Annotated in this window: 10 protein-coding genes; 5 read left to right on the forward strand and 5 right to left on the reverse strand. The window is 53.5% G+C overall.

Going from position 1 to position 12,301, the window contains the following annotated elements:
• Window positions 1-249 precede the first annotated feature (249 nt).
• The 5 genes from NR302_RS20690 (at window position 250) to NR302_RS20710 (ending at window position 4,404) form a co-directional block, all read left to right on the forward strand.
• Complete coding sequence (locus tag NR302_RS20690; protein ID WP_258145681.1) at window positions 250-1,017, forward strand: hypothetical protein; 768 nt, start codon at window positions 250-252, stop codon at window positions 1,015-1,017.
• Window positions 1,014-1,682 (forward strand): response regulator transcription factor, encoded by a 669-nt coding sequence (locus tag NR302_RS20695; RefSeq protein ID WP_258145682.1) that lies wholly within the window; start codon window positions 1,014-1,016, stop codon window positions 1,680-1,682. Before NR302_RS20690 ends, NR302_RS20695 begins: the two co-directional genes overlap by 4 nt.
• Window positions 1,658-3,013: an ATP-binding protein gene (locus NR302_RS20700; RefSeq protein WP_258145683.1), complete on the forward strand. Its 1,356-nt coding sequence runs from the start codon at window positions 1,658-1,660 to the stop codon at window positions 3,011-3,013. The genes NR302_RS20695 and NR302_RS20700 overlap by 25 nt, the downstream gene beginning before the upstream one ends.
• A 69-nt stretch (window positions 3,014-3,082) precedes the next feature.
• Complete coding sequence (locus tag NR302_RS20705; protein ID WP_258145684.1) at window positions 3,083-3,643, forward strand: undecaprenyl-diphosphatase; 561 nt, start codon at window positions 3,083-3,085, stop codon at window positions 3,641-3,643.
• A 5-nt stretch (window positions 3,644-3,648) separates the two neighbouring features.
• Complete coding sequence (locus NR302_RS20710) at window positions 3,649-4,404, forward strand: phosphatase PAP2 family protein (RefSeq protein ID WP_258145685.1); 756 nt, start codon at window positions 3,649-3,651, stop codon at window positions 4,402-4,404.
• 49 nt (window positions 4,405-4,453) lie between these two features.
• Here the strand turns inward: NR302_RS20710 and NR302_RS20715 are convergent, their stop codons facing one another.
• From NR302_RS20715 to NR302_RS20735, 5 genes are all read right to left on the reverse strand, one after another.
• On the reverse strand, window positions 4,454-5,851 hold the full coding sequence (locus tag NR302_RS20715; RefSeq protein ID WP_258145686.1) for a heavy metal sensor histidine kinase: 1,398 nt from the start codon (window positions 5,849-5,851) through the stop codon (window positions 4,454-4,456).
• Window positions 5,841-6,545, reverse strand: a complete 705-nt coding sequence (locus NR302_RS20720; protein WP_258145687.1) for a heavy metal response regulator transcription factor — start codon at window positions 6,543-6,545, stop codon at window positions 5,841-5,843. The genes NR302_RS20715 and NR302_RS20720 overlap by 11 nt, the downstream gene beginning before the upstream one ends.
• The gene (locus NR302_RS20725) at window positions 6,542-9,625 is read right to left on the reverse strand and encodes an efflux RND transporter permease subunit (RefSeq protein ID WP_258145688.1); all 3,084 of its coding nucleotides are present in this window, start codon (window positions 9,623-9,625) and stop codon (window positions 6,542-6,544) included. The genes NR302_RS20720 and NR302_RS20725 overlap by 4 nt, the downstream gene beginning before the upstream one ends.
• Entirely contained in the window at window positions 9,622-10,758 is a 1,137-nt protein-coding gene (locus NR302_RS20730; protein ID WP_154156809.1) for an efflux RND transporter periplasmic adaptor subunit, read from the reverse strand. Before NR302_RS20730 ends, NR302_RS20725 begins: the two co-directional genes overlap by 4 nt.
• Before the next feature lie 436 nt (window positions 10,759-11,194).
• Window positions 11,195-12,286, reverse strand: coding sequence for an ABC transporter substrate-binding protein (locus NR302_RS20735; RefSeq protein ID WP_258145689.1), 1,092 nt, complete (start codon window positions 12,284-12,286; stop codon window positions 11,195-11,197).
• Between the last annotated feature and the right edge of the window lie 15 nt (window positions 12,287-12,301).

Raw genomic sequence — 12,301 nt, forward strand, 5'->3', positions numbered from 1 at the left:
TAAGAAACTAAGGTTAAGTGAACCTTAAGCATTATCACAAATCCGTCATAAACCAATAAAATAATGATTTTTAAGGTTATTTTACGCTCAGTTTTTGCATGGTAACGAAGTGCTGACAGCGTTTAGCGGCGTGAAGCTTAAAATCAGATTAAAAATCAGGCGGCAGAAAATTAATTCTTTGGGCATTTTAAGGGAGTTTTAAGTTTACCTCGGCATTGTGTGGTTAACACGCTGACGGGGAATGCCCACATGACCGATAATTTGACCGAACTGAAAACCAAAGTGCCGCAGGCGACGTTGCTGTTCTGGGCGTTAAAAATGATGTCTACCACAGTAGGTGAAACCGGTGCTGACTGGATCAATTTTGGTCTCGGTTTTGGCCTGGTACATACCTCAATCATTGCCGCCGGATTGTTTGTCGTCGCACTTATTTTTCAGCTTAAATCACCGCGTTATATTCCGTGGCTTTACTGGCTCACCGTTTTATTAGTCAGCATTACCGGTACCTTAATCACCGATTATTTAACCGACCAAATGCAAGTGCCGCTGCTTTATTCCGTGGCGATGTTTGGCTCCGCGCTGGTAATGGTGTTGATGTTCTGGCATCGCTCGGAAGGCACGCTGGAGTTCGCTGCGATTAATACCACCAGCCGCGAACTCTATTACTGGCTCGCCATCATGATCACCTTTGCCTTTGGTACGGCGTTGGGTGATGCCCTGGCTGAGCGACTTGGCCTCGGTTATCTCTCCACCACCATGCTGTTCGCCGTACTGATCGCCATCACCGGCTTCCTGTGGCGTATCCGGGCAATCAGCGCCGTGGCCTGTTTCTGGTGCGTGTATGTGCTGACCAGGCCACTTGGCGCTGCGCTGGCCGATCTCTTCTCACAACCGATTAAGCAGGGCGGTCTCGGCTACGGCACCACTCCGGTGAACCTCATCTTCCTGATTGCGATGGTGGCATTAATTGTGGTTTCGGGTGTGTTTTCACGCTCCTCACCTCAGGATCGACCATGAGAGTGCTGCTGGTTGAAGATGACCAGATGATCGGTTGCGCCGTGCAAGCCGCGCTCAAGGATGCTTCTTACGCCGCCGATTGGGTGCGTGATGGCGAACAAGCATTACTTAGCCTGAGAACCCATGACTACGATCTGGTGCTGCTTGATCTCGGGTTACCGGCTAAAAATGGCTTTGAGGTGCTCGATGAAGTGCGGCGTTCGGGCAATCAGGTGCCGCTGGTGGTAGTGACGGCGCGGGATGCGCTGGAAGATCGCCTGCACGGCCTTGATGCCGGAGCCGATGATTATCTGCTGAAACCCTTTGAGATGAGTGAATTGCTGGCGCGCGCCAGAGCGGTGATGCGCCGTAAAGCAGGGCATGCAACATCGCTATTGAGCAATGGCGAGCTGATGCTCAATCCTGCCACGCGCGAGGTGCATCACCGCGACCGCGAGGAAAAATTCACCCTTTCCAGCCGCGAGTATGCGTTGTTGCAGGCTTTGCTGATGCAGCCGGGGCAGATTTTCTCCCGCAGCGAACTGGAGGAGAAAATCTACGGCTGGGGCGAGGAGATTGAGAGCAATGCGGTGGAGTATTTCATCCATGCGCTACGTAAAAAACTGGGCAGCGACGCCATCAAAAACATTCGGGGCGTGGGATGGAAAGTCTCAAAAAAAGACTAAGCGACTCCGCGCAATTCCGGCTGTCATTTGTCCTGTGCATGGCGGTGGTCGGCATTGCGGTGCTGTGCGGCGTGCTCGGTTTTCTCTCGGCATGGGATGAAGCGCACGAACTGCAGGATTCATCGCTGCAGCAGATTGCCAGCCTGGCAAAAGATGACCTGCTCGCGCCGCGCAACAGCAATTTCGTTAGTCCGCCGCTACAGGATGAAGAGGCATCACGCATTATCGTGCACTTCATCTTTCCCGTGGCACAAGGGATGGAACCGGTATCGCAAGACGCTTTTTCCTCGCTCGCCTCGCTGCCGGTCGGGTTTTACACCACGCGCATCAACCGGCACGTCTATCGCGTGTTGATTGAGGAGTTGCATGATGGCCTGCGCGTCGCCGTCGCGCAGCGTGCTTCGGTGCGACAGAGCGTGGCGCTGTCATCCGCGCTGCGCACGCTGGTGCCGTTCTGCATTCTGTTTCCGGTTTTGCTCTATCTGGTGGCCGATCTGGTAAGAAAGATTTTTCGCCCAATACGCAAGCTGGCGGATGCCGTCGATGCGCAACGTGATGGTCTGAGCATGGCATTAAGCAGTGAATTTATACCGCGTGAGATCACGCCGTTTATCACTGCCATCAATCAGTTATTGCAACGCTCGGCGGAGTCGGTGGAGCGGCAGCGGCGGTTTGTGGCGGATGCTGCACATGAACTGCGTTCGCCGCTGACCGCCTTGATGTTGCAGGCCGAAAGGCTGGATGCCAGCGATCTTTCAACGGAGAGCCGCGACCGGTTAATGCAATTACGCGCTGGGATGAAACGCACCAGCACGCTGGTTGAACAGTTGCTGAGCCTGAGCCGGGCGCAAAATGGAGAAGTGGGCAATCTGCCGCCGGTTGAATCCATCGCGGTGTTTACGGTGGTAAAGCAGGTAGTTTCCGATTTGCTGCCGCTGGCGGAGCAGAAATCCATCGATATTGGCGTGGTGGGTAATAGTGAGGCATCAATTATCGCCCGACCATCGGAACTCTACACGCTATTACGCAATGTTGTGCATAACGCCATCCAATATACGCCGTTAGCAGGAAAGGTGGATATTACGATTAATCACAGCGCAGCCTGTCTGTTTATCGATATTGAAGACAGCGGTCCGGGTATTGCTGTTGATAAAAGAGAACGGGTATTTGACGCATTTTATCGCATTGAAGGAAGCGATATTTCTGGCTCTGGTTTGGGATTGTCTATTGTCAGCGCCATTGTGACGCGCATGAAAGGGCAAGTGAAGCTCACTGCGGCAACGTCTTCCGCGACGGGGCTGAAGGTGAGCATTGCTTTACCACTTACTTAATTTCCACAAGGAATAAATATGATTCTCACCTCAGAGACAGCAGAGAATATTAATGACTCGCTCTTTCTTATGATTAACGCTCCGGCTCATGCCTCGAGCTTATTTCTGACATTAGGGAATATCTGCGCCTCCTGGTTAATTTTTATTTTCCCGCTGAGCTTGCTGGTCTATTGGTTTAGCTTTAAACCCGAGAATCAACGCGTGGCAATGCAGGCGCTTACCGCTGGCATCGTGGCATTGTGCGTAAATATGGTTATCGGTTATTTCTTCCCGCATCCAAGGCCGTTTATGGTGCCGATTGGTCACACTTTCCTTAGCCATGCTGCTGATGCCTCTTTCCCGAGCGATCATATGACGCTGGCCTGCGCCATTACCTTCAGTTTGCTGTTCAGCAGAAAAATTCAGGCTGGCTTGAGCCTGTTGCTGCTGAGTCTGTTTATCGCCTGGGGACGTATTTATATGGGTGTGCATTTCCCGGCCGATATGCTGGGTTCAATCACGGTGGCGTTGTTGTGTTGCTGCGGCGTGAAAAAAGCAGAAAATCGTTTAGATCCGCTATTTGCTCACCTTTATCGACTGAATAATTATCTCTTCGGTCATCTGCGGATTAACCGGGAAAAAACTGAGTAGCTATCATGGTGATTGAAACCAGGCGAATTATTCGCAATCCCTATCTCTTATTAATCGCCTGTTGTGCGGTGCTGTTTGGTATTCCGCTCAGTGCCTGGATGCTGCACTGGAATTGGAATGCCAGCCAGCAATCAGCGGGGCTATTTGGCTTTTATCTGCTGACGCAAACTGTTTCACGACCTTATGGCATGATTACCGCCGCTTTGTTGGTGGGCGCACTGATCTATGCATTGCGCATTCGCAAAGCCGAATGGTTTAAATATGCTGTGGTGCTATTACTGCCGATTATTTTGGGTCAGTTAGCCGTGAATGTGATTAAGAGAACCACGCCTGAACCACGGCCTTATATAGTGTGGCTGAGCCAAACAGACAGCGAGATAGACCGTCATTTTTATCAGGTGGATAGCGCAGAGCGGCAGGCGATGTTGAGTAAGCGGTTAGAGAGCATCAGCGTTATCCCGCAGTGGCAGAAGCAGCATTGGCTAAATCAAACTGATTCAGCTTTTCCGTCGGGGCATACGGTATTTGCTGCTACCTGGGGGCTGATGGCGGTGAGTTTACTGCTCGCGCGCGGGAAAAGGCTGTTGGCCACGATCATCATGCTGTGGGCGATAGGCGTGATGATCAGCCGTCTTTTATTGGGCATGCATTGGCCCGGCGATCTCTTTACATCAATCATGATTGCGTTTTATTTGAGTCTTCCAGCAGTTTATTTTCTGCATGGAGCAGGGAAGCATCGGGTTGGTTTGGAGGGCGCATAAATGCGCACCTGGTCGCCATAAATGGCGACCCTACAAAGAGCTGGCGGTTTTATGGCGACCTGCTATCAGGAATCGCCAGCGTAAAGGTGCTGCCTTTTCCGGGCTGACTTATCACGCTTACTTTGCCGCCGTGCAGTTCGGCGATGGTTTTTACAATCGCTAATCCCAATCCGGTATTTTCCGCACTGCTTCTGGATTCATCAGCACGATAAAAACGGTCAAACAGGTGGGGAATATGCTCAGAGTGAATTCCTTCGCCGTCATCCTTCACACTAAAATAGAGCCAGTAATTTTCGCGTCGCGCAGTGAGCGTAATATGTCCGCCAGCCGGCGTGTAATGAATGGCATTGGATAACAGATTCGCTAGCGCACGCTGAAAATGCAGCGAATCGGCTGAAAAGGTCAGTGAACCCTGCTGCGTAAGCGCAATGCTTTTCTCCTCGGCCAAAATGTCATAAAAACCAATCAGCCTGCGGAACTCCGCCTCGCTATCTAAACGCTCTTTCTTTAACGGCTCGCGGCTATTATCAGCCCGTGCCAGAAACAGCATCGAAGAGATGGTGCGGGAAAGCCGTTCGCCTTCTTCGACCATCGCTTCCAGCGTCTCCTGATATTCGCTGTTCGGGCGTGGTTGATTCAGCGTCACGCTGGCGGCGGAAACGAGATTATTAATCGGCCCACGCAGTTCATGTGCTAAATCAGAGGAAAAACGCGTCAGCTGATCGAAAGAGGCTTCGAGGCGCGTCAGCATGCTGTCGAACGAGCGAGCAACGATCACCAGCTCCGATGGCCAGCGTTGGGTGGCAAGTCGGGTATGCAACTCTTCAATGCTGATGGTTTCGATTTGCTGACTCATCACGCGTAAAGGGCGCAGGCCGCGATGTGCCAGCCAGTAACCGCCCGCAGCAAACAACAGAATCGCTAACGCCGCCATAATCTGCATGCGCGCCCAGTAGTTCTCGATGATTTCATTATTACGCGATACGTTCAGCGCCGCCTGTACCGACCATAACTCTTTGCCTTTTAAGGTAAAGGTGGTGGCGGTGATCAGGTATTTTTCATGCAGCTTGCCGTCGTGATGTTTCCAGCTGGCGTAGTTAAAGCTGGCGGTCGGCGCGGGATAATCGGCAACCGGCACACGCATGTTTTTTGATTGCGACCAGATCTTACCGTCCGGGCTGATGATGCGCAGCGAAAGCCGATCCTGTTCGGCAATAAACTCAAACAGCTCATTTTGCCACTGCTCCTGCGATCCCTGACGTTCACTGATGGTGCTGGCAATCTCTTTTTGAAATTGCAGCGTACTGCGCAGTTCATTGACGTCTTTGCTGTTCAGCTGATCGCGCAGGGTTTGGTACAGCAAACCTGAAACGCTGTACAACACCAGAGCCATCGCCACCGAGAAAAACAGCGTCAGGCGCAGAGTAATGGAGACGTTACGGGGCATCAGCAGGCTCTTTTTCTTCCAGCACATAACCTGCACCACGTATGGTGTGCAGCAGCTTTACGGCGTAATTGTCATCAATTTTGCCGCGCAAGCGACGTATCGCTACATCAATCACATTGGTTTCGGGATCGAAATTCATATCCCAAACCTGCTCGGCGATCACGGTACGTGACAACACTTCGCCGCTGCGCCGCATCAGCAAACTGAGCAACAAAAACTCTTTCTGCGTCAGTTCTATGCGGTTGCCATCGCGCGTCACTTTGTGTTTGACGAAATCCAGTACCAGCCCGCCGATTTGCCGTTGCGACTCTTCGGCAACCAGCAAGGTGCTGCCGGTCAGGCGGCGTAAAATCACCCGCGCGCGTGCCAGCAGTTCGCTAAACGAGAAGGGCTTGATGAGATAATCTTCCGCGCCTAACTCCAGCCCTTTGACGCGATCGTCGACGTCATCGCGCGCCGTCAGAAACATCACTGGCGTGGGGCGGCCCGCCTGACGCGCCAGCTCCAGTAGCTTCCAGCCATTCATGCCGGGCAGCATCACATCGAGGATGGCGAGGTCATAGTCATTGGTGAGCAGCAGATGCAGCCCATCAATGCCGTTGGCGGCGACATCCACCACAAAATCATTCTCCCGCAAGCCTTTAGCGATGTAATCCGCCGCCATAGTTTGGTCTTCGACCAGCAATAATCTCATGGTTCCTCCACGGCATGCGTGAGCGTATCCAGACGCGAACCGCTGCGTTCAAACATCAGGTAAAGCACTGGCGTGATAAACAGGGTAATAAACTGCGAGAACACTAAGCCGCCCACCACCGCAACGCCCATCGGCTGACGCAGCTCAGCACCCGCGCCCCAGCCGCAGGCAATGGGAAGCGCACCCATAATCGCGCACAGCGTGGTCATCATGATGGGACGAAAACGCTGTAAACAGGCCTGAATAATGGCTTCATGCGCGCTCATTCCCTGCTCGCGCTGTGCCGACAAGGCAAAGTCGATCATCATGATGGCGTTCTTTTTCACGATGCCAATCAGCAGCAAAATACCGATCATGGCGATGAAGGTGAGATCCAACTGCATCAGCCGCAGCGCCAGCAGTGCGCCGACCGCCGCCGAGGGTAAGCCAAGCAGAATGGTGACGGGATGAATCCAGCTCTCGTACAGCATGCCCAGAATCACGTAAATCACCGCCAGCGCCAGCACAATCAACCATACCTGGCTGCTCTGTGACTGCTGAAACAGCGCGGCTTGCCCGGCATAGGTGCCAAATACCGTCGCAGGTAACTGGATGTTGTTTTCCGCTTGCGTGATGGCCTGAGTGGCGTCCGACAGTGATTTACCCGGCGCGAGATCGAATGAGATGGTGATTGCCGGCAGTTGTCCCTGATGATTAACGGCAGTCACGCCCTGCACGCGGCTGATATGGGTGAACGTGGACAGCGGCAGCAGCGCATTACTGGATGAGCGCACATAGATTTGTGACAGATCGCTCTCGTTCTGTCGGAACGGCTGCTGCACTTCCATAATCACCTGATAACTGTCTTCCGGCGCATAGATGGTGGAAGCCTGCAACGTGCCAAAGGCGGCATACAGATTGCTGCGGATCTGATCAACATCCACGCCAAGCAGCGACGCCTTGTTGCGGTCAATCGTCAGCTCGGCCTGCAAACCATTCAGCTGCGCATCACTGTTGACGCCAACAAACACGCCGCTCTTGTTCATCTCCGCCATCAACTGATTAGCGTATTGGTTCAGGCTTAATCCGCTGCTACTGCTCACCGATTGTAAGGTGTATTGATAGCTGCTTTTCGCCGCGCGGCCGCCCACTTTGAAGTTTTGCACCGGGCTGTAAAACACCTTAATGCCGGGTAGATAACCGGTTTCGCTGCGCATTTTTTGCAGCACCTGCGCCATCGCGGGACGCTGGGTTTGATCCTTCAGGGTGATATTCAGCTGCGTGGTGTCATGATCGACTTTGGTCACAATGGTGTCGATGGCGCTGTCTTTGAGCAGCGTATTACCTATCTGATAAGCGACATCTTTGCGCGCGTCATAAGACATATCCTGCGGCGTATCGATGTTTGCCGTGACCTGACCGATATCCTCCTGCGGGAAAAATCCCTTGGGCGCAGTGATATACAGATATGCGGTTAAGGCTACGGTTAACGCCGCGACGGAAAGGGTAACCGTGCGATGTGCCACCGCCCAGTGCAGCCCGTTGGCATAGTGCTGGCGCAGAGATTCAAACATCTGCTCAAAGCGGCGGCTCCATGCCGGTTCCGGTTTATCCTCGGCGGCATGATGGCGCACTAACATCGGCACCAGCAGCGGAATGATAGTTAATGATGCGACGGCTGAAACCAGTATCGCCAGAGAAACCACCCAGGCAAATTCGTGGAATAACAAGCCCATGGTGCCGGGCATGAAGAAGATCGGAATAAACACCGCCACCAGCGACAATGAAATGGAGATGACGGTAAAGCCGACCTCTTTCACCCCTTTCAGCGCCGCCGTTTTGGCATCATCGCCTTGCTCGATATAGCGCATGATGTTTTCCAGCACCACAATCGCGTCGTCTACAACCAATCCCACGGCGATGGTCAGCCCCATCAGCGAGATGTTGTCGAGGCTTAAACCAAAGGCATACATCAGCGCAAACGATCCCAGCAGCGAGATCGGCACGCTTAGCGCCGGAATCAATGTGGCGCGCACATGACGCAGGAACAGCAGAATCACCATGATCACCAGCGCGATGGTGAGCAGCAGGGTGATATTGACGTCATGAATGGCGTTGCGCACCGAAATAGATCGGTCATTCAGCAACTGCATATGCACGGAAGAGGGCATTTGCTGCTGCAGTTTTGGTAGAAGTTGCTTGATGCTATCCAGCGTGGCCACCAGATTCGCGCCCGGCTGGCGGGTAATGCTCAGCACAATCGCGGTGTGATTGTTCACCGCGCTGTGGCTAAGCGTGTTCTCGATGCTGTCCTGCACGTCCGCGACATCCAGCAGCCTTATCGGTTGGCCGTTGCGTGTGGCAATCACCACGTTTTTAAAATCATCGGCATTACGCAGATCGCCGTGCGTTTGCAGCATCATCATCTGCCGCTTGCCGTCCAGTTCGCCGACGGGCGAATTGTCATTCGCAGCTTTAAGCGCTGTGTGCAACTCTTCCAGCGTCATATCGGTGGCGGCAAGCTTCGCCGGATCCACCTCAACGCGCACCGCGTAACGTTTCTGCCCAATCACCGTGACTTCCGCCACGCCTTGGATCATCGATAGCGACGGCGAAATCAGATCGTCAGAAAAACGGTTGAGATCCGATAGCGTCATGGAGGGAGAATCGAGGCTGATTTGCGCAATGGGCGCATCCGCCGGATTGACCTTTTTAAAGGTTGGCGGCGTGGTCATCTGAGCAGGCAGCTTTTTCAGCGACTGATACAGCGCGGCCTGCACATCCACCGATGCCGAATCAATGTTCACCGAAGGATCGAACTCGAGCACAATGGTGGTCGCACCTTCGAGGTTGGTGGAGGTCATCATCGCTACACCGGCGATAGTGGCCAGATTTTTCTCTAACGGCGTGGCCACCGAGGATGCCATGGTTTCCGGGCTGGCGCCGGAGAGTGAAGCGTTTACTTTAATGGTCGGCGTATCAAAAGTGGGTAATGCAGCGACCGGCAAATGGTTCCAGCAGACGAAGCCCGCTACCATCACCGCGATCCACAACAGCAGCACCGCAATCGGACGCTGCAAACAGAGTTCTGAGATTTTCATGGCTGCATCACCGCCTTATCGATGCTGCTGGCGATCTGCACCGACATGCCGGGACGCAAATTATTGGCGCCCTCATTAACCACTTTGGTTCCCTGCGCAATGCCGGTGATCACGGCTAACTGTTGCTGAATGCGCAGCAGCGTCACGGGCTTGGCCGCCGCCTGGTTATGTGGATCGATAACATAGACAAAATGGCCATCGGGCCCGTTTTGCACCGCTTGTGGTGGCAACACCACCGCATCTGGCGTTACGCCCGCATCAACTTTGACGTTCTGGAACAAGCCGGGCCACAGCAGATGCTGCTGATTACTGAAGCGCGCTTTCAACGCGATGGTGCCGCTGTCGGTGCTGACGCTGTTATCAATGAAGTCGAGTTGTCCGGCGATAGGCTGGCCGTTGGCGTTCTCCACCCAAACGGTGACGGAACCTTGCGCCTGCGCGGCCAGCACCGCTTTCAGATCCTGTTCCGGCAAGGTAAACGACACGCCAATCGGGTCAAATTGCATCAGTGAAACCAGCGGCAGCGTGCTGCCGGGCTGCACCAGACTGCCGGGATGCACGTTCAGCGCGCCGGTTTTGCCGCTGACCGGCGCGATAATGCGGGTGTATCCAAGGTTAACCTGTGCCGTCTGCACATCCTGTTGCGCGGCGCGCAGCTGCGCCTGATATTGCTGCACGTTGCTCTGCAGCGTGTCCCAGTCAGATAGCGAGATGTAATTCTTCGCCTTCAGCGCACGGCTGCGTTGCAAATCGTTTTGCGCTTTGACCAGTAATGCTTTGGATTCGCCCACGGTAGCGACGGCGCGGTCGTAGGTCGCCTGCTGGCTGGCGCTATCCAGGGTGAACAGCAACTGTCCGGCCTTCACGAAATCCCCTTCGTGGAAATCCACCGTTTTCACCGTGCCGGTGACCTGCGCCTGAATATCCACCTGATTCAGTGGTACAACGTGGCCCTGCGTGGCGAGAGTGATGGGAAGAGGTTTAACAGCGGCGCTGATCATGCTGACTAACGCCGGTGCGTTGGCGGGCTTCACCGCAGCATCCGCTTGCTGTCGCGGCCAAAAATACCAGCTGGCGCTGCCGAGCAGTAAACCTGCAATTAGCAGAAGTGTTCCTTTACGTTGAAATGCCATGGTGCCTCAAAGCGATAATTTCATTTGCGCCAGTTTATCGAAGCCCACCGAACAGAAAGGAAAGGGGAGGATGACAAATTTGTCATGTAACTCATGCAGGCAAAAAAAAACGCCACAGCGTGGCGTTTTTAGGCAGAGAACCAAAGGGTGAGAAAACTCACCACGGCGAACGCGCTAACCGCAACCGCCGCATATTCACTGAATGGTCGGGACATCATCAATCTCATCAAAATTTCCTCTTAAGGTGAGGCTATTTTCATTAATGAAGATTAAGTGAACCTTAGGTTGAAGAGTGAGGTGGCGGAAATTTGTAGCCATTGCGTTGATGGCGGCCAGGTGCGCATAAATGCGCACCCTACAAAATCTGTAGGGTCGCCATTTATGGCGACCGCTTTACCATCGACTGATGCTCAACGACAAAAACATCCATAACTTGTTAATTATGCGTCCAATAGGTTCCTGTTTCAGGCAGTGGCAGAAACTGTTGGTTCATCTCCTTCAGCGTCTCTTCCGGTGAGAGATCTTGAAAAAGCGTGGGATGAAATGTTTTGGCGAAAAATTCAGCCACCAGCAAGTGCCACGGACTCATATAAAAGTTCTGCCAAAATGCAGAGGCGTGCTGCTGTTGTACCGCCGATAACACCGAAACGGTCGCATCGCTGGAAAGGGCATGCAGGAAGCTTGCACGGGCGGCAGCGGCATTCACTTGCGGTCCGAGCTGCAAAAAGCCGGGTTCGGTGGGCGCTGCTGAACCGGTGGCGATATAGATATCCGGATTGGCCGCGATCACCGCTTCTGGATTGAGCTGCCCAAATACCGCCGGGAAGCGTCCCGCCGCGATATTGTCGCCACCGGCAAAAGCGATCAAATCAGCCAGATTGCCATGCGCCACGGTAGTACAACATTCCGCCTTTTTACCCAAGTGCAACTGCAACATCACTCTGGGACGCTCGCCCTGATAGCTCACCAGACGTTCACGAATGCGCTGCATATGCAGTTGGTAAAACGCAATAAAGCGTTCGCTTTTCGCCTCACCGTTCAACGCAGCTCCCAGCGTGCGCAGGCTGCTCACGGTGTTTTTCAGCGGATCGACGCGAAAATCGAGAAACAGCACCGGAATGCTTGCCGCCGCCAACTGCTGCATAAAGGCTGAGTTATTCGGCGGCGTGCGCGCATACACCGGCAAAATCACCAGATCCGGTTGCAGGGCGATGATTTTTTCCACGTTCAGTTGGGAAAAGTTGGAGTTACCGATTTGCGTAATTTTGGCGATCTGCGGAAAGGCTTTGACGTAGCGATCCCATGTTTGTTTATCCAGATTGTGCAGATCAGCTGGCCAGCCCACCACGCGTTTAGCGGGATTTCCCTCTTCTACCAGCGCCAGCGTATAGATCATCCGGCTTTCACCAATCACCAGGCGCTGCGGATTATCCGGCACCTCAACCTGACGGCCCAAACTGTCGGTGAGCATTTTGCCCTGAGCGATCCAGGGCAGAAACAGCAGCAAAGCCAGCAATATTCGTCTCATTATTCTGCTCTCTGA

It is taken from the genome of Pantoea sp. SOD02 (assembly GCF_024707505.1).
Classification (GTDB): domain Bacteria; phylum Pseudomonadota; class Gammaproteobacteria; order Enterobacterales; family Enterobacteriaceae; genus Pantoea; species Pantoea symbiotica.

Coding starts and splice junctions, on each gene's coding strand:
- NR302_RS20700 (WP_258145683.1), top strand. CDS start 1,658: ATGGAAAGTCTCAAAAAAAGACTAAGCGACTCCGCGCAATTCCGGCTG.
- NR302_RS20715 (WP_258145686.1), bottom strand. CDS start 5,851: ATGCCCCGTAACGTCTCCATTACTCTGCGCCTGACGCTGTTTTTCTCG.
- NR302_RS20705 (WP_258145684.1), top strand. CDS start 3,083: ATGATTAACGCTCCGGCTCATGCCTCGAGCTTATTTCTGACATTAGGG.
- NR302_RS20710 (WP_258145685.1), top strand. CDS start 3,649: ATGGTGATTGAAACCAGGCGAATTATTCGCAATCCCTATCTCTTATTA.
- NR302_RS20735 (WP_258145689.1), bottom strand. CDS start 12,286: ATGAGACGAATATTGCTGGCTTTGCTGCTGTTTCTGCCCTGGATCGCT.
- NR302_RS20730 (WP_154156809.1), bottom strand. CDS start 10,758: ATGGCATTTCAACGTAAAGGAACACTTCTGCTAATTGCAGGTTTACTG.
- NR302_RS20695 (WP_258145682.1), top strand. CDS start 1,014: ATGAGAGTGCTGCTGGTTGAAGATGACCAGATGATCGGTTGCGCCGTG.
- NR302_RS20725 (WP_258145688.1), bottom strand. CDS start 9,625: ATGAAAATCTCAGAACTCTGTTTGCAGCGTCCGATTGCGGTGCTGCTG.
- NR302_RS20690 (WP_258145681.1), top strand. CDS start 250: ATGACCGATAATTTGACCGAACTGAAAACCAAAGTGCCGCAGGCGACG.
- NR302_RS20720 (WP_258145687.1), bottom strand. CDS start 6,545: ATGAGATTATTGCTGGTCGAAGACCAAACTATGGCGGCGGATTACATC.